Here is a 24839-nt window from a genome sequence, read left to right on the forward strand (position 1 = left end):
GCCACGCTTCGCCCCGAGGTCGACCGCACCGTCAAAGAATAGAGAATTCCGGCGGAAAAGTCTTGTCGATCTCATCCGTGCTGTGCAGCTTGGTGCGATGCTGGGCCGGGAAGGTCATATAGGCCAGGACGTCCTCCTCGGCCGTGTCCATGAGCGTCGCCAGTTTGGGGAGCTTGCCGCGCATCTGGTCCGCCACGAGACGCCACTGAGCCTTCGCCGCCGCATGGTCGGGCTGGGCGAAGGCCGTGGCGATGAAGGCCGAGACCACCCGGCGGCTGTTCTTGCCGGCATGGGCGAGCGCATTGCGCTGGAAGTGGACGCGGCAGCGCTGCCAGGTCGTGGAAAGGACTCGAGCGGTGGCGGCCTTGATGCCCTCATGCGCATCGCTAATCACCAGTTTTACGCCACTGAGGCCGCGCCGGACGAGATCGCGCAGGAACTCGGTCCAAAAGGGTTCGGCTTCGGAGGCACCGATCGCCATGCCCAGCACCTCGCGCCTGCCGTCGGTGTTGACGCCCACCGCGAGCGTGACCGCCACGGATACGATCCGCCCACCCTGGCGCACCTTGAGATAGGTGGCATCGATCCAGAGGTAGGGCCATTCGCCCTCAATCGGCCGCGTCAGGAAGGCGTCGACACGCTCGTCGATCTCCTCGCACAGGCGGCTCACCTGGCTCTTCGATACCCCGGTCCCACCCATGGCCTGCACCAGGTCGTCCATCGATCGCGTTGAGACGCCATGGACATAGGCCTCCTGGATCACGGCGGTCAGCGCCTTCTCAACCGAGCGCCGCGGCTCGAGAAACGAGGGAAAATAGGAGCCGGTGCGCAGGCGCGGGATGCGCAGCTCGACGCTGCCGGCCCGGGTCTGCCAGTCCCGATCGCGGTAGCCGTTGCGCTGCGCCAGGCGCTCGCTGCTCTTCTCACCATAGTCAGCACCGGTCTTGGCGCCGACCTCCAGCTCCATCAGCCGCTCAGCAGCAAAGCCGATCATCTCGCGAAGCAGGTCGGCATCGGCGCTCTTCTCTACCAGCGCACGCAGGTCCATCATGGGTTTGGTCATCGGGGGCATCCCTCGGTTCAGGTTGGCTCAGCAACCCGACCCTACCGAGAAACCCGATGGCCACCGAAAGCTACACCACGACCTGGGACGTCACCTAGTCTGTGTACAACAATGCTTTCGACCGTATCATGCTGCGGCAAATCAACTTAGGATCAGCTCGATATGGCCAACAGATTGAACCACCGGGCCTGATGCAAGTTCCTGACCTGAGTGAGTGGATCGTTTGTCCGCATCTATGCCGATTGAAGGTGGCTGGCGGCCGCGCCTGCGGCGAAGGTCCGCTCTCGGCAAGTGCGCCTGCAGCACGGACCTCCTGCCATGCCGCCAGTCCCGTCGCGTTTGCAAATGTTCCTATCTGCGAACTGTCGCCATCCGCCCATCTCGATATCGTGGGTGCAGCGAACGGCGGCAATGTCCCCACTTGAGCCGCTCGGGCGGGTGGCGGCGAAGGTCGGTAGCCAGCCTATTCCGTTGAAAAACTCGGCTCGGTGATCGCGTTGACCCTCGCCCAGGATTTGCGGTGCCTGTGCCTATCCTACCTCAACAGGAGACCGGTGAGGTCGGAAGGAGCTTTGCGAGCTTCCGGAGGTTCTGTGCGGTGGCTGCGAGGTGGAATTCATCTCGTGCGCCGCTCGGGCCTCGCAATCGGAGACGGTTGAGGCCCAGAATTCGCTTCAAATGCGCGAAGAGCATCTCCACCTTCTTTCGGAGCTTGCAGGAGATCGCGTAGTCGGGCGTCTGAGCGATCGCACGCGCCCGATCCCGGGAGGGCTCGAAGATTGATCGGGTTACCTTTCGAGACGGCCCCTTGGGGCAGCAGCGCGCCTTCAGGTCGCAGGCATCACAATCGGCCTAGCCGGCGCGGTAGCGAAGCATGCCATCGTCATCTGGTTTCTTCTCCCGGGGTTTCGTGAAGGTCCGGCGGCTTTGCCTCAACTCCTTGCCGCCCGGGCAGATGTAGACATCCCTCTCGGCGTCATAGGCGAAGTCGGCGCGCTCGAATGTTCCGTCCCGGCGAGCTGACTTGTCGAACACCGGGATATGGGGTGCGATGCCGCGCTGCTGATCCAGCCAGTCCAGCATGACGCCGGTGCCGTAGGCGGTGTCGGCGATCAGCCGTTCCGGCGTGATGCCGAATGCATCGTTCACCCGATCGATCATGGTCTGCACCGATCCGACCTCGGCCTGACGGATCGACCGAGTGGCTTCGACATCGAGGATCACGCCGTTGTCGGTGTCGATCAGGTAGTTGGTGGAATAGGCAAAGTAGGCCGGACCTCCCCTGGCCCCGGTCCATTGCGAGGCCGGATCGGAGTGCGAGGTGAACTTCGCCTCGACCGGGCTCGCCGCGCCGAATGCGGCATCGTCGAGCGTTTCCAGGTATTCCCTGACGGCCCGAGGCGCGTCTCCGGGATCCATGCTGGCGGGGTGCCAGTCCGACTTCGGCGTGGAGTTCTGCCGGTTCGCGTCAGCCTGGATGATACATGCATCCGCGGCGAGGCGCTGGCCGCTGGCCAGGCCCTCTGCGATGCACCGGGCCACCACGGTCTCGAAGAGATGGCGCAACAGGTCGCTGTCGCGGAAGCGGCCGTGACGGTTCTTGGAGAAGGTCGAATGATCCGGCACCGGCACGGTCAGATCAAGGCGGCAGAACCAGCGGTAGGCGAGGTTGAGATGGACCTCCTCGCAGAGCTGGCGCTCGGACCGGATGCCCGTGATGTAACCGACCAGAAGCATGCGGATCATCAGTTCCGGATCGACCGACGGCCGTCCGGTAGAGCTGTAGAATGGCGCCAGGTGCTGACGGATGATGGCCAGGTCGACGAACTGGTCAACCGATCTGAGCATGTGGTCCGGCAGAACGTGTGTTTCGATCGAGAAATCGTAGAACAGAGCGCCTTGCGCTTCCTGCCGGGACCCTATCATCGCCGTTCACCTCAAGCTGCCGCAGCCAAATTGAATTAGCGGCCAGCCCTTCAGGCAAGCGGAGTTTTTCAACGGAATAAGCCCAAAACGGCCGTCGATATCCGCGGCGACTTGCCGGCTACCTGTATCCCAACGCGACGTGCACCGCATCCTAGTAGACCAGCCTATCGCCCCGCTTGTAGGGCGTCATCTCGGTCCCAACATCTTCGATCAGGTCTGAGCCAGTTCATTTTTGCCAATCCACATCGCGGGATCAGCAGCCAGTACAAGCGATCCGGCTTCTGATCCCGGTACGTTGCAGGTTTCCGCCAAAGGTTCCCAGCAGCACTTCGACGACAGGTCGATGTTCGTCAATAGGTTGTGCCGCAGAGCAATGGAGAGGCGCATGACGGATACAGTTGCTAGGCGATCTCGATCACCAGGGCTGTCTTCCGTTTCGCCGTCCAACGCTTGATGCTGTCATCCATCGTCATACTCATCGCTACTGTTTCCCGGAATGCGACCACCACGAGCCTGGAGCAGGCCTACATCTTGCGTTACAATTCTTACGGATTTTTCCTTTAAGCGAGTTTTGGATGCGCATACTGTTGGCTGACGACCATTCTCTTATAAGAGATACCTTAAGCGCCTTCATCTCTACCGCGGATGGCTATGAGGTTGTCGCTGCTGGTACTCTCGAAGAAGCGGTGAACCTAGCAGATGATGGTCAGACATTTGACCTCGTCGTGTTAGACTACGACATGCCAGGAATGCATGGGCTCGAAGGTCTGAAGCGGATGATTAGGCATCCTGATATTGAGAAAGTTGCCCTCATCTCTGGGGTGGTCCGCAAGGACGTCGCTGAGGAGGCACTTGCCCTAGGAGCTGCTGGGTTCCTGCCCAAAACACTTAAGCCGAAATCTCTCTTAAACGCATTGCGGTTCATGGCGATGGGCGAGGTCTATGCGCCCCTGGCATTTATGACGCAAGAACACAGTGAACCCGACCACCCCGTCCTTGCGAAGCTGTCATCTCGTGAACGCGAAGTCTTGAAAGGTGTACGCGCTGGGAAATCTAACAAGCAGATAGCGCGCGACCTCGACCTCGCAGAGCCAACAATAAAACTGTACCTGAAAACACTCTACCGAAAGTTGGGTGTGTCGAATCGAACGCAAGCGGCACTGTTGGCGCAGGAGATTTCGTCACTTTGAGGTAAATCGGCACGACCGATGATACTGAATAGCTCCGCGTTTCTTAGACGCCTTCCTGTCTCAATCTCTGCTGCCGCTCGAACTCGAAAGGCGACAGCATTCTGTTCCGCGCGTGCTTGCACTTTGGATGTACGCCTCCGGCGAGGGCCGTCTGACGGGGAATTGGGAGTGATGCTAAGGCACGATGCTTCGACACATCCAGCCCATCCGTCAGAACCGCGCTGAGATCATCCACCATCTGCCGATCGCCATTGGATGCTCGCCCAGCTTGCGCTGGACCCGTCGCATGGCAGGTAGCAGCTCCCACTCCTTGAAGGGGCACCATTCCGCAGGGCACCGGCTTCCGTGCGAGCACGGGGATTTAGTGCAGCGGGTCGTAGACATCTTTGCCGCGTCCGAAAACGCGCGCATGCTCACCCGCGAGCTTTCCATCCTGCCAGAGCTCGACGCGTTCAGCATAAGCGCGGATCTCGACGGGACGGCCGACGGCATGAGCCTCGACCGAGTAGCGGTTGTTGTCGAACCGGACGAGGCAGGTCTTCGAGACCGAGGCCGGCACCGCATGGTATCCGTCGAAGGGGCCAGCATAGGGCACAAGGCTGATAGTGCCCCGCGGCGTGGTGTAGGAAGCCGCGAGCGTCGCTGATCGCAAGGCTGGCGGTCATCGTCGATCTTCGGAGTAGGTTTGGGTTGCGACACCTGAAATCTGAGACGGAGATGACGATGACCGACGACAGAATGGCTCTGATGGAGCTGGTTGAGAAGCAGGCTGATGGCGATCTCGTGCGCGAGATGCTGGCCTTTGCAGCCGAGCGCATCATGGAGGCCGAGATCGAAGCGCGGACCGGCGCGGCCAAGGGCACGCGCTCGCCAATGCGAGAGGCCCAGCGGAATGGATACCGGGAGCGGGGTTGGGATACGCGTGCCGGCCGGATCGCGCTAGAGATCCCGAAGCTGCGCAAGGGCAGCTATTTCCCCAGCTTCCTTGAACCGCGGCGGACAGCCGAGAAGGCATTGGTGGCGGTGATCCAGGAGGCTTACGTTCACGGCATCTCCACGCGGTCCGTGGATGACCTGGTGAAGGCCATGGGAGCTGGCGGCGTGTCTAAGAGCCAAGTCAGCCGGTTGTGCATGGAAATCGACGAGCGGGTCGACGCCTTCCTGTCGCGGCCGCTTGAAGGCGCGTGGCCCTACCTGTGGTTGGACGCCACATACCTGAAGGTCAGGGAGGGCGGGCGCATCATCAGCAAGGCGGTGATACTCGCGGTGGCGGTCAACGAGGACGGCAAGCGCGAGGTTCTGGGTGTCGCAACCGGTCCATCCGAGGCGGAGGTGTTCTGGACTGATTTCCTGCGCAGCCTCGCCGACCGGGGCCTGCGTGGCGTCAAGCTGGTCATCGCCGACGACCACAAGGGCCTGCGGGCCGCCGCACGCCGAGTCTTCAACGCCACTCATCAGCGCTGCCGCATCCACTGGATGCGCAATGCCCTGGCGCATGCCCCTGCGAAACAGCGCACGGCAGTGGCGGCGATGTTGAAGACGGTCTTCGCCCAGGAAAGCAAGGCCGACGCCGAGAACCAGTGGGCCGTCGTGGCGGACGCCCTTCGGGAGAAACAGCCCAAGCTCGGCGCCCTGATGGACAACTCCCGCGACGATGTGTTGGCCTACATGTCGTTCCCTCGAGAGCACTGGACCCAGATCGCTTCGACCAACCCGCTGGAGCGGGTGAACCGAGAGGTAAAGCGACGTGCGGATGTCATCGGGATCTTCCCGAACGACGCCGCCATCATCCGCCTCGTCGGCGCTCTGATGCTCGAAACCAACGATGAATGGGCAGTGGCGCGGCGATACATGAGCCTTCCGTCTTGGGGCCTTGGTCGTCAATACGTAATGTGCATAGGAACGTTGCCGCATTTGCCGGGCTGGCAGCGGAACGCGAGGCGCGGGTGGCGCGTAGACCCCAGATATCGGAGCGCAACCCGCGCCTCGCGTTCCGCTGGGTAGTATGTTCCCTCAGCAGCGCCATCAATTCCACTCCCAGCTCCCGTACCGGTGTCATGCTTCCGTCCGTGGTCAGCACATTGGCCGCCTACTTGATGTCGGTGAGATCGGTTTCCGGGCACCCATCTTGAAAACGCACTCGGACGGAACGTCCGGTGGCAGGCACATGTCCGGCGTCGCCGGAAACCGCGTCCCGGTAGGGACTTCGTCGTGGCGAGGGCAGACCCTGCCAGGAGTTGATTTTCTCCTTCTTTCCGTGTCGATGGTCGTCTCAGGAGGCCAACGTCACCGTATCGCGCTGCAAGCGGAACTCAGTGCCGTCCAGCCACATGCGGTGAAGCACGACACCGATCCGTCGTGCCACGGCGACCGTGGCGCGCTTCGAACCGCGGCGCCTGGCAACCTGCATGCCCCATGCCTTGAGCCAGCAGGGCCTCGCATTATGCATCATCACGGTGGCAGCGTTGAAGAGCGCCGTTCGCAGGGCGACATCTCCTGCCTTGGTGATCCGGCCGGTGACATCGCGCTCGCCGGACTGCTCGCGCCGAGGTGTGAGGCCGACCCATGGTCCGACGTCCCGCGACGATCTGAACCGTGCCGGGTCGTCGATCGCCGAGCGCACCGTCAGAGCGATCACGGCGCCGATGCCCGGCATTGTCATCATCAGCCGACAGGCTTCGTCCTGCCGGGCAAGCTCGATCACCCTGCAGTCCAGCGCCGACAACTTGTCGCGCAGCATCGCCCGGGCGTCGAGGATGGCCGAAGCGGCTGTCTCCAGCGCAGCATTCCCCGCGACAAGTTCGCGGACCCGTGCCTCATAGCGCCCTTTGCCCTTGCCGACGGGACCGAGCTTCATACCGAAATTACGCAGCACGCCGCGTAAGGACTGCTCGATGTCGAGTGCTGCTTTCTGGACCGACTTGCGGGCGCTGAGCAGGGCGCGCATCTCCTGGGCAGATACAGACTTGCAGTGAACCGGCCTGAACCAGCCCATGCGAAGCAGTTGCGCAATCCCCTCGGCATCGCGGCGATCTGTCTTCACGGGTATGGCCTTCAGGACCGCCTTGACCTGCCGCGTCTCCATCAGGATCAGCGCGAAGCCGGCTTCCCCCAAACTGCGGTGAAGCCACTGCGACAGCGGGCCGGCCTCGAGCCCAATCGCCTCGATGGTCCAGGGCAAGTCCCGCAGGAACGCAGCGAACGCCTCGGGCTCGCTGTCGATCTGCGCCCGCTTGACGACCTGCCCATGTTCGTCCAGCACGCAAACTGCGGAACTCGCAAGCGAAACGTCAATGCCGATGAAGGTCTTCATGTCGTCCTCCTCTGGGATGCGGAAGCGCCAGCCTATCCGGTCTTGGCTGCCCCATGACGACATCTTGAAACCCTGGCCCGCGTCACCGACAATCCCACCGTCAGGTTGCCCGCCGTGGCATCCTGATCAGACCCGGACCTCTCCGAAGGTCGACGCTCCTACACCACGCGCGGGGGCACTATCCACAAGGCTTGGGCGCTCAGCCTCGAAGACGTCCCAGGTCGATCGCTCGCGCAGCTCGGGGTGCGGGTGGGACTTGGCCCAAGCTAAGCAGCGATCTCGCAGCCAAGCATTCAGTTCGGCAAGGCTTTTGAAGCGCGGTCGCGGCACGAAGAAGCGCCGACGCACCACACTAACTTAGTTCTCGACCTGGCCTTTCTCCTACCCCGATGCAGGCATGCAGGCAACCGGATCGACGAGATAATGCCTGCACATCTGTTGGAAGCGGCGATTGCGCAGCTCGTCGGTGACTACAACGCGAGTTGCGCCAAACTGAGCGTTCAGACGCTTCAGGAACCGCTTCGCCGCCTTCGCGTTCCGGCGCGGCTGGACGAAAATGTCCCGAATGTAGTCATGGGCATTGATCGCGCGCTAGAGCCAGTGCTTCATGCCACGTATCGAAAACATCACCTCGTCAAGATGCCATTTGTCCGCTGCGCGCGGCCGGTCCCGCTGGATGCATGCTGCGAAATAAGCGCCAAAGCGGTTCACCCACAGCCGCACAGCCGCACAGCCTCCCGGCTGACGGTGACGCCACGGTGTGCGACAAGGTCCTCGACATTCGCCGCGCTCAAGCGAAACGGTGGTACGCCCAGATGGCGTAGGCGACCACCTCGCACGGAATACGAAAGCTCTACAGGAGAGGCATGGAAGCCTAATCGGTCATATCCGATCGCTATCTGACACGAACGCCATCATCAACTTGGAATGCCGGTGACGGCAAAGCCAATGCGGCCGGTTTCGGGGCAGCGTCCAGCAAGCGAATAGGTCATTGGTCGATCTCCACCCCTGTCTGTGCTGTGATCGGTCCGTAGTGTTCGATCCGGCGATGTTTCGCGAAATTGAAGACCGAGCGGCGGATGTATTCGCCGAGCGCCAGGTCGCAGTTATAGGAGATCACCTCGTCCTCTTCGGTGACCGCGCGAGTGACGGTCTCGCCGGTTGGGGCGATGATGGCCGAGCCGCCGATCATAGTGAACCCGTCCTCCGAGCCGCATTTTCCCGCCGCCATCACCCAGGCACCGTTCTGGTAGGCGGCCGATTCAAGGCTCAGGCGGTGGTGATGCTCGCGCAGGTGCACCGGCTCGTTGTGGTGGATGTTGCGGGTGGGCGTGTTGTAGCCGAGCATGAAGATCTCGGCGCCGCGCAGAGCCATGACGCGGAAAGTCTCGGGCCAGCGCCGATCGTTGCAGATGCACATGCCGATGCGGCCGGCATCGGATTTGAACACCGGGAAGCCAAGGTTGCCGACCTCGAAGTACCGCTTCTCCAGGTGTTCGAATTCGGGATCGCCGATCGGGTCCTTGGTGCCGGGCAGGTGGATCTTGCGATACTTGCCAAGCAACTCGCCCTCAGGCGACATCAGGATCGAGGTGTTGAACCGGTGCACCGTGCCACCCTCGGTCACCTTCTCGGCGTAGCCGAGGTAGAAGCCGACGCCGAGCTTTTTTGCTTCCTCGAACAACGGCGCCATCGCGGGCGAGGGGAAGCCCTCTTCGTAGAAGCGGTCGTATTCGGCGGGATCGTCATAGACATACCGCGGGAAAAATGTGGTCAGGGCCAGCTCGGGGAAGGTCACCCAGCGGGCGCCACGGCCATGAGCTTCGCGCAGCATCTCGATCAGGCGAGCGACGGCGGCCTGCTTCGTGTCGTTGAGATGGACAGGCCCCATTTGGGCCACGGCGAATACGGTTTTACGGCTCATTGCCTGCTCCTTCGAAATCTTGAGGAGGAGGGTAGACAACGTGATTTTCATCTGGAAATAAAAAAGCAGCTACAACAAATAATGTCAGGTTATTCGATATGATCCGGTTGAGACAGCTTGAGGTGCTTTGCGCGGTCATTGATCTTGGGACGACTTCCGGGGCGGCCGAAGCGCTTTCGGTGAGCCAGCCCGCGGTCTCCAACATGATCCGGCATATCGAGGACCTGGTGGGCTTTCCGCTGTTCAAACGGGAGAAGGGGCGACTGACGCCCACCCCCGAGGCGCTGCACATCGCCCAGGAAGCGCAGCACCTCTTCTCGCAGCAAAAGCGCGTGGACCGGATCATCAACCAGCTGCGCGGCGGCACAGTGGGGCAGCTCAACGTGATTGCGACGCCCTCGATCGGCTACGTTCTACTGCCGCGGCTGATCACCGAATTCACCCGCACCCGGCCCCGGGTGAAGCTGTCGATCGAACTCGGCAGCGTCGATGACATTATCCAGCAACTGATCAGCGGGCGGGCGGACCTGGGGTTTTCCATTACGTTCCCGCGCCATAGTGCGTTGAGCGTCCGGCCCATGGCCTCGGGGAACATGGTCTGTGCAATGCCCGAAAATCACGAGCTGGCGTTGTCGCGCCGAATCAACGTGCTCGACCTGAACCATGTGCGGCACATTTCCTACGGATCCGGCACGCCCCTCGGGCAGATGGTCGACGAGGTCTACCGCAAGCACGGTATCGAACGGCGCTATTTCTGCGAGGTTCGCCACACGTCCACCGCGCTCGAAATGGCATCCGCCGGCGCGGGCGTCGCCTTGGTGGACAATTTTGCGCTTCTGGGGGTCGCGCGGCGCAACATCGCGGTGCGGGACATCGAGCCCGCGATGCCGGTCACGCTGCACGGGGTGACCTCGAACCTCTTCCCGACGTCACATGTCGCCATGCAGTTTCAGGAGTTTGTGCGGGACGCGCTGAATGATCCCGCTGCGTTGGCCGAATGGGGAATAACCGCAGATTATTCCTGATGTCGAAATTTTTATTTCAAAATGTTGGTCGGCCCTGCTCTCTTCACGTCAACGACGGAGCTCACAGCTTCGCACCGACGTCAGAAGGCAGCAGAATGTCCGACCCCATCCTCTCCGTCCGCCAGGCCGTAAAGATCTATGGCAGCTTCCGCGCGCTTGACGCCGTGGACCTCGATATCCGGGAGGGGGAGTTTCTGACCCTGCTTGGGCCGTCCGGCTCCGGTAAGACCACGCTGCTTTCGGCGATAGCCGGTTTCACCGCTCTCGATGGTGGCGTGGTGCATGCCCGAGGCGGGGACATCACCCGCTTGCCACCCGAGAAGCGCGATTTTGCAATGGTGTTTCAGGGGTATGCGCTGTTCCCGACGATGACCGTGGCAGAAAATGTCGGCTACCCGCTGCGGGTGCGCAAATGGGGTAAGCAGGAAACCCGCGATCGGGTCCGTGAGTGCCTCGATCTTGTACAGATGGGCCAGTTTGCCGACCGCATGCCGAACCAGCTATCAGGCGGGCAGCAGCAGCGCATCGCGCTGGCGCGCGCTTTGTCCTTCAAGCCCGACGTGCTGCTGCTCGACGAGCCGCTCTCGGCGCTCGACAAGAAGCTGCGTGCCGACCTGCAATGGGAGCTGAAGGCGCTGCACGAGCGGCTTGGCGTGACCTTCGTTTATGTGACCCACGATCAGGACGAGGCGCTGTCCATGTCCGACCGTATTGTCATCCTAAAAGACGGGGCAATTCAGCAGGAAGGTGCCCCGGGCAACCTTTACGACTGGCCCCGCACTCGCTTCGTGGCGAACTTCCTCGGCAAATCCAACTTCATCGAGGTGCGCATGGCGGGCCGCGAGGGCGAGCATCTGATCGCCGAGGCCGCCGGCCAGCGCTTCGCGGTGAAGCCCGCCGCGGGGGCCCCGGAAACCGGGGCTGGCTGTTTGGCTCTGCGGCCGGAACGCATCCGCCTCGGTCACCCCGGCGAAGAGACGTTCACCGGCCGCGTCCGGCAGATCAGCTACCTCGGCGAGCGCTGCCAGGTGCTGGTGGATCACGATGTGCTGGGCGAGGTGCTGGTCTCGCAACCGACCTGGCACGCGGGCGTGCGTCCCGAGCCGCACATGGACGTGAGTTTCGGCTGGGACGCCGAGGCCTGCGTGCCACTGATCGACGCCTGACACTCCGTTCCGATGCCGCGCATCTCCCTCCCTGCGCGGCGGACGCAAGAAGAGCTGCCCGCTAAAAGGACAGCTTCCCCAACAAGGAGACTTCACTTGGACACTTCCGATCGTCACTTCCAGTCCGATCTCGCCGAGATCGCGGCGGAGAAATACAAGGCCGGCACGCTGTCGCGCCGCGGCTTCCTCAGCGCCATGGGCGCACTCGGCCTCGTGCCCCTGCTCGGCAACCGGGCGCTGGCACAGGCCACCGAAGTGGTCGTCTGCAACTGGGGCGGGCAGGCCTCGGACATCCTGCGCGACCTGCTCGGCAAGGCCTTCGAGGAAGAGACCGGCATCCCCGTCCGTGTCGACGGCGACGGCCCGAGCCCGGGCAAGGTCCGCGCCATGGTCGAGAGCGGCGCGGTGGTCTGGGACCTCTGCGACAGCGCGGCGGGCTCGGCGATGGTGATGAACGACGCAGGCGTGATCCAGGAGATCGACTATTCCATCGTCGACAAGGGCAAGGTTCTCGAGGGTACCGCGCTGCCCTTTGCCGTGGGCAACTACATCTTCTCCTACGCCATGGCCTACAACCCGACCATGCTGCCAGACGGTGTGCCGCAAAGCTGGGCGGATGTTTGGAACGTCAAGGACTTCCCGGGGATGCGGACCTTCCGCAAGTCGGTGCGGGGCCAACTCGAGACCGCGGCGCAGGCCATGGGCATCGCCAGGGAGGAGGTCTACGCCTTCCTCGACGACGAGGGCATCAAGGCCGCCATCGCCAAGTTCCGCGAGCTGCGCGACAACATCATCGTCTGGGGTTCGGGTTCTGACAGCCAGAACCTGTTCCTGCAGAACGAGGTCGCCATGGGCAACATCTACTCGACCCGGGCCTTCTTGCTGAAGGACCAGATGGAGCCGGGCACCTTCAAGATGACCTATGACGGAGCGCTGCTGCAGCCGGGTATGTGGGTCGTGCCGAAGAACAACCCGGCGGGCGCCGAGACCGCGATGAAGTTCATTGCCACCGCGCAGGATCCGCAGCTTCAGGCGGATTGGTTCGTCGCCATCGGCAACGGCCCGATCAACCCGGCCGCCGCCCAGCTGGTCCCGGCCGAGTTGGCCGAGTGGAACCCCAACACGCCCGAGAACGTGGCCAAGCAGGTGATCTACAACGACGAGTGGTACGGCAAGAACCAGGTCGCCGCCGAAGAGCTCTACATCGACGCGCTGATCGGCTGACACGAGCCCAGGAATGCCCCGAATGAACGAAAAACTCCGCTACTGGATGCTGGTCCTGCCAGCGCTGGCCGTGATGATCCTCTTCTACATCTGGCCGGTGCTCAACATTTGGGGCATCTCCGTCACCGAGCCCTCTTCGGGGCTCGGCAACTACTCCAAAATGTTCGACTCGAACGCGGTGCGGGTCAGCTTCGTGCTGACCTTCCGCATCGCCGCGATCACGACCATCCTGTGCCTGCTGCTGGGCTACGTGCTGGCCTACACGATCTCGAATTTCGCCACGAGGGTCAGGCCGCTGATGCTGGGGCTGGTGCTGTTGCCCTTCTGGGTGTCGGTGCTGATCCGCTCCTTCGCATGGCTCGTGCTGCTGGGCCGCTCGGGGCTTGTCAACGATGCGCTGATGGACACGGGGCTGATCTCTACCCCGATCCGCTTCATGCACAACGAGCTGGGCGTGCTCATCGCCATGGTGCACGTGATGCTGCCCTTTGCCGTGCTGCCGATGCTGACCAACATGCGCGGCATCGACGGCAGCTACATGCGGGCGGCGCGCGGGCTGGGCGCCAGCGAATGGCGCGCCTTCCGCGAGGTGTATTTCCCGCAGACGCTGCCCGGTGTCTTCTCGGGCGGGCTGCTGGTCTTCGTGCTGTCGCTCGGCTTCTACATCACCCCGGCGCTGCTCGGTGGCGGCCGCGTGATGATGATCTCGGAATACATCACCTACCAGATCCAGGAGTTCCTCAACTGGGGCCTCGGCGCCGCGCTCTCGGTCGCGCTGCTCGTCGCCACCGCCATCGTCCTTCTCGTCGCAGCCCGTTTCGTGAACCTGCGCAAGACCTTCCTGGAGCGAAGCTGATGACCCGGTCCCCTCTTCGCATTTTCTTTGCCACCGGAAGCTGGGCGATCCTGGCCTTCCTGGTGCTGCCGATCCTGGTGGTAATCCCGGTCTCGCTGACCGACACGGCGTTCATCGGCCTGCCCAAGGAGCATCTGTCGCTCCAGCACTTCGACACCTTCCTGCACTCGCCGGAATGGCTGCACGCCACTTGGACGAGCATCTGGATCGGGGCCATAGTGGCCGCGGCCTCGACGGCGCTCGGCACCGCCTTCTGCATCGGCTGCTGGTTCCTGTCGGATCGCGCAGCGATGATCGCACGCTGGGTGATGATCGTGCCGATCCTCGTGCCGCCGGTGGTGCAGTCGCTGGGATTCTACAAGTTCTGGGTGACCCTCGGGCTCATCGACACCCATTTCGGCGTGATCCTCGCCCACACGCTGCTGGCATTGCCCTACGTCACGATCTCGGTCTTTGCCGCGCTCACCAACCTCGACCGGCGCATCCCGCAGGCGGCCCGCAACCTCGGCGCGCCGCTCGGCATGGCGATCCGCACGGTGATCCTTCCCTCGATCCGCCCGGGGATGATCACCGGAGCGATCTTTGCGTTCATCGTCAGCTTCGACGAGATCGTCGGCGTGCTTTTCCTGACCGTGCGCCGGGTCGAGACCCTGCCCAAGATGATCTGGGAGGGGATCCAGGAATCCGTCGATCCGGTGATCGCCGCAGTGGCGACGATCCTCGTCTTCATCACCCTCCTGGTCACCGCAGCCGCGGTGGCGCGGTCCTACCTGGCCTCGAAACCCCAAGCGTCCTGAGAGGAGCAAGACATGACCTTTTCGATCATCGGGCACTGTGACCGCACGGGGGCTTTCGGCGCTGCCATCACCACGTCGGACCTCGCCGTCGGCAGCCGCTGTGTCCGGCTCGCCCATGGCAAGGGTGCCTTCCTGTCGCAGCACCGCACGGACAGCCGTCTGGGCGATCTCGGCATCTCGCTTCTGCGCGAGGGCCTGTCTGCCGACGACGCCATCACGCAGGTCGCGGCGAGTAGCCCCGACATCGAGTGGCGTCAGCTCGGCGCCCTCGATGGGCGCGGTCAGAGCGCTGTCTTCCACGGCCGCCGCATGTATTCGATCTACACCCATACGGCCGGGAAGAACTGCCTCGCCCTCGGGAATATCCTCGACAACGATCAGGTGACTGCCGCCATGGCTGCTGCGTTCCTTGCTGATCCGGAGTTGCCGATCGCGCAAAAGCTGTTGCGGGCCCTCGAGGCCGGGCGGGACGCGGGCGGAGAAGTCGCGGGCAGCCTGCGGTCCGCGGCGCTGCAGGTCACCGGAGATCACGGCATCCCGAGCTGTGATCTGCGCATCGACATCTCCGAGGGGCGCGCGGTCGAGGATCTGCGCGCGCTCTACGAGGCCTACAAGGGCCGCGAGGCGGCGCTGCGTGCGGTCGCTCTCTCGCCAGACGCGGTGCCCGTGCAATCCGGGCTCTTCGAGACCAGCATCGACCGGATCGCGGAGCTGGGGCTCGACGCGCGCTTCCCCACGGCGCTGCACCGGGACAGCTGGACGGTCGCAGGTTGAGAGAGGACAGGGACATGCAGTTCGACACGGTGATCCACGGCGGCACGATCGCGACCGCCGACTACACGGCGAAGGGTGACATCGGCATCCGCGGCGGGCGCATCGCCGCCGTGGCCGAGAAGCTCGAGGGCGGCGCGCGCCGCATCGACGCGGGCGGGCGCATCGTCGTGCCCGGCGGCATCGAGGCGCACGCGCATATCGCGCAGGAAAGCTCCTCGGGCGTGATGACCGCCGACGACTACCTCTCGGGCTCGATCTCGGCGGCCTATGGCGGCAACTCGTCGTTCATCCCCTTCGCGGCGCAGCAGCGCGGCCAGTCGGTCGATGACGTCATCGCCACCTATGACGCCCGCGCCGCCCGCTCGGTGATCGACTATTCGTATCACCTGATCATCTCCGACCCGAAGCCCGAGGTGCTGGAAGACCAGCTGCCCCGCGCCTTCGCCCGCGGCATCACCTCCTTCAAGGTCTTCATGACCTACGACCTGATGAACCTCGGCGACGGCGGCATGCTCGACATCCTCACCGTCGCGCGCGAGCACGGCGCGATCACCATGGTCCATGCCGAGAACAACGACATGGTCAAATGGATGAACCGCAAGCTGGCGGCCAAGGGGCTCACCGCGCCGAAATACCACGCCGTCTCGCGCCCCGAGCTGGCCGAGCAGGAGGCGATCAACCGCGCCATCCAGCTCGCCAAGCTGGTCGACGCGCCGCTGTTCATCGTGCACGTCTCGACCGAGGGCGGCGCCGAGATCGTCCGGCGCGAGAAGTTTGGCGGCGCCAAGCTCTTCGCCGAGACCTGCCCGCAGTATCTCGCGCTCACCCGCGAAGACCTCGACCGCCCCGGCATGGAAGGCGCGAAATACATCTGCTCGCCGCCGCTGCGTGACGCGCAGACCCAAGACGCGCTCTGGCATCACATCGCGCAGGGCACCTTCGAGAGCGTCAGCTCCGACCACGCGCCCTACCGCTTCGACGAGACCGGCAAGTTCCTGAACGGGTCGGACATTCCCTATCCGAAGATCGCCAACGGCATGCCCGGCATCGCCGCGCGCCTGCCCTATCTCTTCTCCGAAGGGGTGGTGAAGGGCCGCATCACGCTCGAGCAGTTCGTGGCGCTCTCGTCCACCAATGCCGCCAAGACCTTCGGCTGCGACAGCAAGGGCCGGATCGCCCCGGGCATGGACGCCGACATCGCCATCTGGAACCCCGAGGCGCGCGTCACCGTGACCGCCGCGGACCAGCACGACAATATGGATTACACGCCCTTCGAAGGCATGGAGATCTCCGGCAAGCCCGAGATCGTGATGAACCGCGGCGCGGTGATCGTCGAGCACGGCGAGCTGAAGGCCAAGGAAGGCCAGGGCCGCTTCGTCGCCCGCCAGCCCGTCGACCTGCGCGGCAAGCCCCGCTACACCGCCAAGGAGCTCGACCCGGCCCAGAACTTCGGCGCGGAGCTGCGCTGATGCGGGTGCTGGTGGTCAACCCGAATTCCTCGTTTGACGTGACCGAAGGCATCGCCTCGGCTTTGCTCCCGCTCGGTCCGGTCTTCGAGGTGGTATGCCGCGAGGACGGCCCCGAGACCATCCGCACCGACAAGGATGTGGCAGAGGCTGGCGAGGCCTTTGCCCGCCGTATCGCGACCGAAGAGGCGGACGGCTTCATCACCGCCTGCTTCTCCGACCCCGGCCTCGATCTCGCGCGCGCCCGTGTGGGCAAGACGGTTGTCGGCGCGCAAGAAGCGGCGGTGCTCGAAGCCTGCGCGACCGCCGAGCGCTTTGGCATCATCGCGCTGTCCGAGCGGGCCATCCCGCGCCACCTCAAGCGGATCGAGGCATTGGGCTGTCTTGACCAACTCGTGGCCGAGCTGCCGCTTCGCGACGTGTCGGCGGCGGACTCGGGACGCGACCCCGAGGTCTACCGTCACGTTCTGGCGCTTGGCGAAGAGCTGCGCGATCGCGGGGCAGGGGCCATCGTGCTCGGCTGCGCTGGCATGGCGCAGCTTGCGGCGCGGCTCGAGGACGATCTCGGGGTGCCGGTCATCGACCCCGTGGCCGCCGCGGGCCGCCTCATTCTTGCGAGGTTGGCCCCGCAATCCTGACTTCCCCGTCGGGGTCCGAGCTACGCTCTGGCCTCGCCAACTCCAGCGTCGGCGCAGAGCGTCGACGCCTTCTTACACCCCGCCGTCGGCCTCGCCGCGGCACGTTCCTGGTGCCTGCCGGTACCGCTTCGAAAGGCCCCGATCATGACAGTCTCCCCGATCTCCGCCCTGCCGGACATGGACGGCAAAACCACCGCGGTCTTTGGCTCCTACGTGCTCGCGAGCGGCGCAGAGGGGCAAGAGGTCCTGCGTGATCGCTGGGTGATCCTCGAAGGCGACCGGATCGCCGCTGTTTCCGAGAGCCGGCCAAATCAGGCCGACCTGGTGATCGACCGGCCCGGTCGCTTCGTGCTCCCCGGTCTGATGAACCTGCACAACCACTGTTTCAGTGAAGCCATCGCCCGCAGCCACGCCGAGGACGGCGTCAGCAAGCGGAACGATCAGAGCATTGTCTATACGGTGCTTCTGCCCCTTTCGAAGACCGGACTGGACATCCTGACGCCGGATGAGCGCCTGGCGGTCGCGCGCATGGGCATCGTGCAGCTTCTCCTGGGCGGCGCGACTTCGGTGATGGAGCCGTTTCGCAACAATCTGCCCGAGATGTTCGACGCGGCGGCGGAACTGGGCCTGCGCTTCTGGGGCGCGCCCTATCTCTTCTCGGCCTCCGATCCGCGAGCGGGCGCCGAGGGCGGCGTTTCCTACAACGCTGCCTCGACCGATGGCAGCGACAATGCGGTAGATCTGGCCACTTGGAACGCGCTGTTCGACAAATGGCACGGGCAGGAGAATGGCCGGATCAGCCTGGCCATGAGCCCGCATGCGACCGACACCTGCGACCCCGACCTCCTGCGGGCAGCGACCGCCCGCGCGCGCGAGCAGGAGGTGCCGATCACCACGCATGTCGCACAGAGCGAGGGCGAGGTCGCAACAATCGCGAGGCGGTGGAGCGGGCGCACCCCGGCAGAGTACCTCGACTGGCTGGGCGTGCTGGGGCCCGACCTTCTTGCCGCGCACTGCGTCTACAGCAGCGAGAGCGACCTTGCGCTGATGAGGGCGCGGGACGTGACCGTGATGAACTGCCCAAGGGTCTTCGCGCGGACCGGCAAGACCGCCTCCTTCGGGCGCTTTGAAGCGGCAGGGCTGCGCACCATGGTGGGCACCGATGGCTACAACATGGACCTTCTGGGAGAGATCAACGCGGCCGGCATCGTCTCGAAGGTGACGCAAGGCGACGCGCGCAGCGCCACCGCGCCGGCGCTGCTCAGCGCGATCACCGAGGCTGGATCGGTGGCGCTCAATCGCCCCGATCTTGGGCGGATCGCGGTCGGCGCAAAGGCTGATCTCACGCTCATCGACATGACCCATCCGCACCTTCAGCCGCACTTTGATCCACGCCGCGCCCTTGTGGCCCTGGCGAACCGGGCGAATGTCGAGACGGTCATCGTGGACGGACGACTTCTGGTCGACAACGGGAGAATCGCCATCGCCGACGGGGCCGCCTTGGCCGAGGCCGGGGCCTCCGCGGTCCGCAAGATCTGGAATCAGCCAGAGGCGCGTGAGGCCTTCGCATCGGCATAGATTCTCACCTTGGCTGGGCTGCGCCGCGGTGCCGGTCAGGCGCGGTGGCGGGAACGGGCCACCGCCCATATGCGCGCGATATCGAGGCTACATATTTATGTAGTAACAGGGCGGAGGCTGCACTCCTCCCGAAAGATCACCGGCCTGCATACTTCTATCCGTAGCACGTCGAGAACAAACGCTGCCAACAGGTTATGGCCACGCGCGCTGCCTCCAGACAGCACAGCCTGTGGGCATAACCTGGTCTCAGGTCTCAACAGTAGTTTTGCACAACCACACCGCTGAGGAGACCGGCTATGACAGCCATCCATTCTACCGCTGCAACCTTGCTGGTCGCCATCGACATTTCCAAGCACCGGCATGAGGTCCTGACCAGTATCCCGGACAAGATGCGCCGACGCCGCATGACTGTGACCAACACGCTGGACGACTTCCGGCGGCTGTCTGCGGCCCTCGTCAGCTACAATCTGCCGGTTAAGATCGGGTTCGAGGCGACCGGCAACTATCACCGGCCGCTGGCTTATCTTCTCTAGAATGGGCCCCAATAGTGAAGCTTCTTCGACCTTCAGGGGCTGAGCGCAGAAGCGATAAAGTGCTCGGGCCAGATCACAACCAGCCGAGATCAAGGACGGACTGGATGGCCTCGCTGCGCTTCTTTGCGCCCAGCTTCGCGTAGAGAGGACAGAGACCAAGCTCGCCTAGAATGCTCTGTGCGAAAAATGCAGCACCGCTGTACAAATGATGAGTGCTGGATATTCCGGAATGTTGCTAAAGAGCGTCAAGTTGGCATCTTGAACGTGGCCGCCGAATTGGTCTCTTCCGCCCGCGCCATTTCGTGAGTGTAGGCGCGTGGCAAGTGGTCAGCCAACGTCCTTGTAGACAGACCGTGTGGCGGACATTCCCTACTCTGATTTAGGAACTTCATGCGCGGAACGACAGATAGAAGTTCTGTCCTGCCGGGCGCTGCGACGGTAGCCCCGCCGCAACCGTACTAAGCCCTTTTGTCTCGGGCAATGTTGATCCGCAGGCCCGCGAGGCTAGGTGCGATGAGAACTCGCGCAGGACCACAGGGGGCAGGATCTTTGACACGCCGATTGATGAATCTTGGGAACGGATTTTGGAATATCCGTTGCACCATGAAGGTGGCCGGTGTCGTTAACGTCGGCACGCAGGTCTCGATCGTTCGGCTACAGAGCGGCCGTTTCATATTTCTGGACAGCTACACGTTGAATGGCGAAATCCGCGAGCTCGTCATGGGGCTAACCCAGGATGGCAGTCTTGTGGAAGCGGTCCTCAATCTCCACCCGTTCCACACACTGCACTGCGCTGCCATGGCTCGGGATTTCCCAAAAGCGAAATTCTATGGCTCTGAGCGGCATCATCGTGTCTGCACCTCGGTGCCTTGGGAAGCTGAGCGCGTGGAAAGCGCAGCGGTGGCAGAGCGGTATTCTCGCGATCTCCAGTTTTCGCTGCCGTGGGGCATCCAGTATTTTTCTGAAAATGAGAAGGTGCATGCAGGCTCACTCCTGGCATTTCATCCGGCCAGCGGGTCTCTGCACGTCGATGACACGCTGAATGTTCTGCCTGTGCCAGGAGCTCTGCGGGGGTACGTGCCGCGGCTCGTCCTGCATCCCACGCTAGGGGCGGCGATGAATGCCGAGGACGGTGCTGAAGAGAAGTTCTGCCGCTGGCTAGAGGAAATCGGTGCGCGATGGTGCGGCACGAAGTCCGTCTGCGCCGCACACAATGGGGTCGCACGTTTTGCTGAGGGCGATTTCGAGCAGGTCATGCGCGGCCTCGCAGCACGAACCCGGAAAAAGCTAGCTGCCTAGCCTTTCTCAAGGCCCGCGCTACAGACCTTCCTAGATGCCCATGACCCGCAATTCCGTGGCAGACTCCGGGATGACGAAGGTGCCGTCCGCGTTCGCCTCGACCTTGCGCCCGTTGCCCAGAACATAGCGTTGGTGGGTTCCATCAGATTGCCTGAACACGGTGACGGCGCGGCCGACCACGTCTTCGCATTCCATGATTTGGATGTTGATCCATTCGGCTGACATGTCTTCCTCCAGCGCAGTGTTGCCGTCGCTTGATGTCTTGCCTGCTGCAGTGTTCTGCTTTCTTCCACCGTCGGCGATTGGGCCCGGTCACCGCAAGAGAAGATTTCAACCTCAGTCAGATTGCGCTAGCTTCTGCTCTAGATTTGCCGTGTGAATAAACGCCCAAGGTGAGGTACTGCAAATCATTTGTTCATTATTTGTTCTGTTGCAACCAAGTTGAAATGTCAGCGCGTCTGCAAAGCAGGAATGTCATCAGGCGGCGCGAGGGTAGCAAGGCTTAGCAGCCCGAAGACCCCAAATATCGCAGGGCTGAAAAGCCTTGCGAGTTGCGGAGTTGATCCTTGGTTTCCAGCTATGCACCGCCTCAAGATGCTTGGATGTTGCTCCGAGCGAGGCGCTTGCGGCAAGCGCGTTCAGAGTGGCGTTAGCTTTTGAGCTTCAGCTGCCCGTTCTTTGCGGCGGCGCTCGTAGTAGGCTTCCATCTTTGATGGCCGACCTGGTGGGCGACGTCCGGTCTTCTTGTACCCATTCTTGGCGCTGACCGGTTTTACCGTTGGCGGCGGCGAGGTCTTCTCCTGTTCTTTCTTAATGTGGGCGAGGACAGCGCTCAGGTGTTTGTTCTCGGTAATGGCGGCGTGTGTGACGCGCTGCTGGTGTGGATCAAAGATGCTGCAGGGTAGGGCGACGCCTTTGGCGCGGACTTGGATGCGCCCGTCGGGCATCTCGTAGACATCCACGTATTTGCCAACGAGCCCGCGCGTCAGCTCATTGACCTCCAGCCGGATGCGCTTGCGATCGTACTTCAGAGTTAAATCCTTGGTAACATAGCGTTTGTCACGTAGGCAGAAGACTTCGGCGAGGCGGTCCGGCGCGATGTTCAAGGCCCGGTTCAGATTGTCTGGCTTGGCCGGGGCCTTTGCAAACTTGGCGTTGTAGCGGTTAACGAAACCAGCAAGGAACGCGTTGCCGTCTGCCATGTTTGAGATGCCTGCGATGCGCAGGTCCTTGACCAGCCGGTCTTACAGCGTCCGGTTCGCGCGTTCGACGCGGCCTTTGGCTTGGGAGGAATTGGCGCAGATGATCTCTATGTTCAGCTCGGCCAAGGCCCGTCCGAACTGCGTCATGCCCGTCGTGTGCTCGTTTGGTTTGGGAACCCTGAACACCGAGTGTTTGTCGCTGTAAAATGCAACGGGTCGGCCATGCTTCAGCAGGTAGCTTCCCAGAGCCTCGAAGTAGCTGAAGGTGCTCTCGGCGGTGACAAACCGTAGTTCCATCAACGTACTGGTCGCATCATCAATAAAGACAAGCAGGGTGCAGGGATCGCCGCGATCTTCGAACCAGCGGTGATCCGAGCCGTCGATCTGAACCAGCTCGCCAAAGCACTCTCGGCGCAAACGCGGCTGATGAAAGGTCCGGCGTTGTTTGCGCGATAGCCAGATGCCGTCTTCCTGCATCCACTTGCGGACGGTCTCGCGCGAGACCTTAATCCCGTGGTGTTCGGCCAGCATCTCCGTCGCCAATGTCGGGCCGAAATCTGCGTAGCTCTCCTTGATCAGGCTCAAAGCATAGTCGCGCTTGGCTTTGTGGATGTGGTTGTTCGGAGGCTTCCCGCGCGCCTTATGGCGGATCGCGGCCGCGCCATTCTGGCGGTATCGCTTCAACAGCCTGAAGATCTGCCGACGCGTCAGCTCTAGCATGTTCGCCGCGTTGTCCACGGTCAGTCGACCGTCATCGACCTGCGCCAGAACCTCCACACGATTCAACTCGCGCTCGCTCATAATCAGCCATCCCACGTCCGCTCATCCTCGCATCGTTTTGCGGGGAGAGTGACATTCCTGAATTGTTCATGGGTGACATTTTAGCTTTGCCGCTACACAGCTCCTGTTGCAACCAAGTTGAAATGTCTTCGGCTGCGCAAAGCAGAAATGTCTCACCGAGGGTGGAGAAGCATGGCCGGGCAGGGCGAAGACCCCACATATCGCAGCCCTGATCGGCCATGCGTTCAGAGCCGGAGCTTGCGGCGCTCCTTTGCGCTGTAGAAGGCACGGAAACCTTGCTCATCGAGGAGCTTCTCGAAGGCCCGCCAGGCAAGGCCGTCGGCAAAATATGGAGGGTTGTCCAAGATCGTCAGCGTCCCGAAGGCGTTCTCCACTGACAGGATCCAAGAAGGATCATCTGAGGTTCGGTAAATCTCCACGGTGAAGCGGTGGCCGTCGATCACCACGTCCTGCGTCAGGTTCGAGAAGATGATCTCCGGCTCTGTATTGCCTGCCATGTGCCTGCCTCGCTCATTCGCTCGCGGCGGAGGTTAGCATCGCGGCGACGCGGCGACAGCGTCATTCCGGGGGTGCTGCGGCCCGCGCCTTTGCCTGGCGCGCTGCCAGCGAGTTCCAGCCGTCGTTGCGGCGACCTGTCGGCTCGTAGCGGGTCCGCTGCTTACCGGCCCGCCGCTTCTTCGGAGGCGCCTTGTCCTGCTCGGCCTTGATGTATTCCAGCACCGCGCTCAGATGCTTGTTCTCGGTGATCGCGGCATGGCTGACACGCTGGTCTTTGTCGAACACGGAGTAGGGCAGCGACACGCCTTTCCAGCGGACCTCGAACCGGCCATCGGGGAACTCGTAGGTGTCGACATACTTGCCAGGCAGTGCGCGCGTGATGTCGTTCTCCGCAAGGATGATGCGCTGCCGCTCATAGGAAAAGGCCAGTTGCCTGGTGACATAGCGCTCATCGCGGAAGCACAGGATCTCTCGCAGACGTTCCGGTTCCATGTTCAGGGACCGGTGCAGGTTGTCGGCCCGTAGCGGCACCTTGGCGAACTTCGCATTATGGCGCGCCAAGAACCTTGGCAGGATCGCGTTGCCGGCTGCCATGTCGCAGACGCCCGCCAGCCGTAGTTCCTTCACCAGCCGATCCTGTAGGGTGCGGTTCGCGCGCTCGACGCGGCCCTTTGCCTGGCTGCTGTTTGCACAGAGGATCTCGATGTTCAGATCGTTCAGCGCCCGACCGAACTGGGTCATGCCATGGCCCGACTTCGCCCCTTGCTTGGCGACACGGAACACCGAGTGTTTGTCGGAATAGAAGGCCACGGGCCGGCCGTGCGCCGCGAGATACCGCTCGAGCGCGCCGAAATAGCTGAAGGTGCTCTCAGAGGCTACAAACTCCAGGTGCATCAGCGTGCTGGTGGCGTCGTCGACAAAGGCCAGCAACGTGCAGGCCGGACCGCGTTCCTCGAACCAGGCGTGATCAGAGCCGTCTATCTGCACGAGCTCGCCATAGCAGTCCCGGCGCCGGCGCGGCTGGTGAAACGTTCTGCGCTGATTGCGCGACAGCCAGATGCCGTCTTCCTGCATCCATTTGCGCAAGGTCTCCCGCGACACCTTCAGGCCATGGTCTTCCGCCAACTTCTCGGCTGCGAACGTGGGCCCAAAGTCGGCGTAGCGCTCACGGATCAGCGTCAGCGCAAACTCACGCACCGCGGGATCGATCCGGTTGTTGGACGGACGTCCGCGGGCCTTGTGCCGGATCGCCGCCGGACCATCGGCCTGGAACGTCTTCAGAAGCCGGTGAACCTGCCTTCGACTCAAGCCCAGGACCGAGGCCGCCGCCACCGCAGACATCCGGCCTTGCACCACATCACTCAGGACTTCGATCCGGTTCAGCTCGCGCTCGCTCATGACCACCAATCCCACGGCCGCACTCCAATCCTGCCCAATCAGGGGAGTGTGACACTTCAGCTTTGCTCATGTGAGACATTCTAACTTGGCGCTTACAGCTCCACTGCGCGTAAGGATAATTATGTTAATATAATAGGTCAGAAGACAGCGCTTCGAAAACATCTAGTA

16 protein-coding genes and 8 pseudogenes are annotated in these 24839 nt (G+C 62.8%); 13 read left to right on the forward strand and 11 right to left on the reverse strand.

Annotated features, from left to right (window positions below; genetic code table 11):
- Window positions 1-61 precede the first annotated feature (61 nt).
- Together ACXAD2_RS00380 and ACXAD2_RS00385 are read right to left on the reverse strand one after the other, a co-directional pair.
- A pseudogene (locus ACXAD2_RS00380) lies at window positions 62-1063 on the reverse strand (IS256-like element ISPebe1 family transposase); the annotation flags it as partial.
- A 540-nt stretch (window positions 1064-1603) separates the two neighbouring features.
- Window positions 1604-2989, reverse strand: a pseudogene (locus ACXAD2_RS00385) (IS1182 family transposase).
- Window positions 2990-3576: 587 nt separating this feature from the next.
- On the opposite strand from ACXAD2_RS00385, the gene ACXAD2_RS00390 reads away from it, so the two are divergent.
- Window positions 3577-4179 carry a response regulator gene (locus ACXAD2_RS00390; RefSeq protein WP_475165411.1) on the forward strand — a complete coding sequence of 201 codons (603 nt, stop codon included), beginning with the start codon at window positions 3577-3579 and terminating at the stop codon, window positions 4177-4179.
- Window positions 4180-4375: 196 nt separating this feature from the next.
- Here ACXAD2_RS00390 and ACXAD2_RS00395 read toward each other — a convergent pair.
- Window positions 4376-4780, reverse strand: a pseudogene (locus tag ACXAD2_RS00395) (Mu transposase domain-containing protein); the annotation flags it as partial.
- Between the two features lie 122 nt (window positions 4781-4902).
- On the opposite strand from ACXAD2_RS00395, the pseudogene ACXAD2_RS00400 reads away from it, so the two are divergent.
- Window positions 4903-6039 (forward strand): annotated as a pseudogene (locus ACXAD2_RS00400) (IS256 family transposase); the annotation flags it as partial.
- A gap of 412 nt (window positions 6040-6451) precedes the next feature.
- On the opposite strand, the gene ACXAD2_RS00405 reads toward ACXAD2_RS00400, so the two are convergent.
- From ACXAD2_RS00405 to ACXAD2_RS00420, 4 genes and pseudogenes are all read right to left on the reverse strand, one after another.
- A complete protein-coding gene (locus ACXAD2_RS00405; protein WP_475165413.1) occupies window positions 6452-7492 on the reverse strand; it encodes an IS110 family RNA-guided transposase in 1041 nt (346 codons plus the stop codon).
- Between the two features lie 183 nt (window positions 7493-7675).
- Window positions 7676-7951, reverse strand: a pseudogene (locus ACXAD2_RS00410) (IS21 family transposase); the annotation flags it as partial.
- Window positions 7943-8336 (reverse strand): annotated as a pseudogene (locus ACXAD2_RS00415) (DDE-type integrase/transposase/recombinase); the annotation flags it as partial. The pseudogenes ACXAD2_RS00415 and ACXAD2_RS00410, both read right to left, overlap by 9 nt.
- A 144-nt stretch (window positions 8337-8480) precedes the next feature.
- On the reverse strand, window positions 8481-9416 hold the full coding sequence (locus ACXAD2_RS00420; RefSeq protein WP_475165414.1) for an N-carbamoyl-D-amino-acid hydrolase: 936 nt from the start codon (window positions 9414-9416) through the stop codon (window positions 8481-8483).
- 98 nt (window positions 9417-9514) lie between these two features.
- Between ACXAD2_RS00420 and ACXAD2_RS00425 the strand changes: the two genes are divergently transcribed.
- The 11 genes and pseudogenes from ACXAD2_RS00425 (at window position 9515) to ACXAD2_RS00475 (ending at window position 20772) form a co-directional block, all read left to right on the forward strand.
- Entirely contained in the window at window positions 9515-10441 is a 927-nt protein-coding gene (locus ACXAD2_RS00425; RefSeq protein WP_475165415.1) for a LysR family transcriptional regulator, read from the forward strand.
- A 95-nt stretch (window positions 10442-10536) separates the two neighbouring features.
- Window positions 10537-11607: an ABC transporter ATP-binding protein gene (locus ACXAD2_RS00430; protein ID WP_475165418.1), complete on the forward strand. Its 1071-nt coding sequence runs from the start codon at window positions 10537-10539 to the stop codon at window positions 11605-11607.
- Window positions 11608-11703: 96 nt separating this feature from the next.
- Window positions 11704-12831, forward strand: a complete 1128-nt coding sequence (locus ACXAD2_RS00435; protein ID WP_475165421.1) for an extracellular solute-binding protein — start codon at window positions 11704-11706, stop codon at window positions 12829-12831.
- A gap of 22 nt (window positions 12832-12853) precedes the next feature.
- Window positions 12854-13687 carry an ABC transporter permease gene (locus ACXAD2_RS00440; protein WP_475165423.1) on the forward strand — a complete coding sequence of 278 codons (834 nt, stop codon included), beginning with the start codon at window positions 12854-12856 and terminating at the stop codon, window positions 13685-13687.
- Entirely contained in the window at window positions 13687-14484 is a 798-nt protein-coding gene (locus ACXAD2_RS00445; protein WP_475165428.1) for an ABC transporter permease, read from the forward strand. Before ACXAD2_RS00440 ends, ACXAD2_RS00445 begins: the two co-directional genes overlap by 1 nt.
- Before the next feature lie 12 nt (window positions 14485-14496).
- Window positions 14497-15258: a DUF1028 domain-containing protein gene (locus tag ACXAD2_RS00450; RefSeq protein WP_475165431.1), complete on the forward strand. Its 762-nt coding sequence runs from the start codon at window positions 14497-14499 to the stop codon at window positions 15256-15258.
- A 14-nt stretch (window positions 15259-15272) separates the two neighbouring features.
- Window positions 15273-16727: a dihydropyrimidinase gene (gene hydA / locus ACXAD2_RS00455; protein WP_475165433.1), complete on the forward strand. Its 1455-nt coding sequence runs from the start codon at window positions 15273-15275 to the stop codon at window positions 16725-16727.
- Window positions 16727-17362 (forward strand): aspartate/glutamate racemase family protein, encoded by a 636-nt coding sequence (locus tag ACXAD2_RS00460; protein ID WP_475165437.1) that lies wholly within the window; start codon window positions 16727-16729, stop codon window positions 17360-17362. The genes hydA and ACXAD2_RS00460 overlap by 1 nt, the downstream gene beginning before the upstream one ends.
- A 144-nt stretch (window positions 17363-17506) precedes the next feature.
- Complete coding sequence (locus ACXAD2_RS00465; RefSeq protein ID WP_475165440.1) at window positions 17507-18940, forward strand: amidohydrolase family protein; 1434 nt, start codon at window positions 17507-17509, stop codon at window positions 18938-18940.
- 296 nt (window positions 18941-19236) lie between these two features.
- A pseudogene (locus ACXAD2_RS00470) lies at window positions 19237-19470 on the forward strand (IS110 family transposase); the annotation flags it as partial.
- A 606-nt stretch (window positions 19471-20076) separates the two neighbouring features.
- Window positions 20077-20772, forward strand: coding sequence for a hypothetical protein (locus tag ACXAD2_RS00475; protein ID WP_475165441.1), 696 nt, complete (start codon window positions 20077-20079; stop codon window positions 20770-20772).
- 30 nt (window positions 20773-20802) lie between these two features.
- Here ACXAD2_RS00475 and ACXAD2_RS00480 read toward each other — a convergent pair whose 3' ends face one another.
- The 4 genes and pseudogenes from ACXAD2_RS00480 to ACXAD2_RS00495 form a co-directional block, all read right to left on the reverse strand.
- On the reverse strand, window positions 20803-20997 hold the full coding sequence (locus tag ACXAD2_RS00480; protein ID WP_092431548.1) for an MHC class I heavy chain: 195 nt from the start codon (window positions 20995-20997) through the stop codon (window positions 20803-20805).
- A gap of 413 nt (window positions 20998-21410) precedes the next feature.
- Window positions 21411-22790: pseudogene (locus ACXAD2_RS00485) on the reverse strand (ISNCY family transposase).
- 209 nt (window positions 22791-22999) lie between these two features.
- Window positions 23000-23272, reverse strand: a complete 273-nt coding sequence (locus ACXAD2_RS00490; RefSeq protein WP_206895879.1) for a hypothetical protein — start codon at window positions 23270-23272, stop codon at window positions 23000-23002.
- Between the two features lie 61 nt (window positions 23273-23333).
- Window positions 23334-24686 carry an ISNCY family transposase gene (locus tag ACXAD2_RS00495; RefSeq protein WP_475165444.1) on the reverse strand — a complete coding sequence of 451 codons (1353 nt, stop codon included), beginning with the start codon at window positions 24684-24686 and terminating at the stop codon, window positions 23334-23336.
- Between the last annotated feature and the right edge of the window lie 153 nt (window positions 24687-24839).

The organism is Salipiger sp. ABN3_019 (assembly GCF_056158605.1).

What these genes read in the sequence shown, in the direction of transcription:
- ACXAD2_RS00405 (WP_475165413.1), bottom strand. Translation starts at nt 7,492, where the DNA reads ATGAAGACCTTCATCGGCATTGACGTTTCGCTTGCGAGTTCCGCAGTT.
- ACXAD2_RS00420 (WP_475165414.1), bottom strand. Translation starts at nt 9,416, where the DNA reads ATGAGCCGTAAAACCGTATTCGCCGTGGCCCAAATGGGGCCTGTCCAT.
- ACXAD2_RS00425 (WP_475165415.1), top strand. Translation starts at nt 9,515, where the DNA reads ATGATCCGGTTGAGACAGCTTGAGGTGCTTTGCGCGGTCATTGATCTT.
- ACXAD2_RS00430 (WP_475165418.1), top strand. Translation starts at nt 10,537, where the DNA reads ATGTCCGACCCCATCCTCTCCGTCCGCCAGGCCGTAAAGATCTATGGC.
- ACXAD2_RS00440 (WP_475165423.1), top strand. Translation starts at nt 12,854, where the DNA reads ATGAACGAAAAACTCCGCTACTGGATGCTGGTCCTGCCAGCGCTGGCC.
- ACXAD2_RS00445 (WP_475165428.1), top strand. Translation starts at nt 13,687, where the DNA reads ATGACCCGGTCCCCTCTTCGCATTTTCTTTGCCACCGGAAGCTGGGCG.
- ACXAD2_RS00450 (WP_475165431.1), top strand. Translation starts at nt 14,497, where the DNA reads ATGACCTTTTCGATCATCGGGCACTGTGACCGCACGGGGGCTTTCGGC.
- hydA (WP_475165433.1), top strand. Translation starts at nt 15,273, where the DNA reads ATGCAGTTCGACACGGTGATCCACGGCGGCACGATCGCGACCGCCGAC.
- ACXAD2_RS00460 (WP_475165437.1), top strand. Translation starts at nt 16,727, where the DNA reads ATGCGGGTGCTGGTGGTCAACCCGAATTCCTCGTTTGACGTGACCGAA.
- ACXAD2_RS00465 (WP_475165440.1), top strand. Translation starts at nt 17,507, where the DNA reads ATGACAGTCTCCCCGATCTCCGCCCTGCCGGACATGGACGGCAAAACC.
- ACXAD2_RS00475 (WP_475165441.1), top strand. Translation starts at nt 20,077, where the DNA reads ATGAAGGTGGCCGGTGTCGTTAACGTCGGCACGCAGGTCTCGATCGTT.
- ACXAD2_RS00480 (WP_092431548.1), bottom strand. Translation starts at nt 20,997, where the DNA reads ATGTCAGCCGAATGGATCAACATCCAAATCATGGAATGCGAAGACGTG.
- ACXAD2_RS00490 (WP_206895879.1), bottom strand. Translation starts at nt 23,272, where the DNA reads ATGGCAGGCAATACAGAGCCGGAGATCATCTTCTCGAACCTGACGCAG.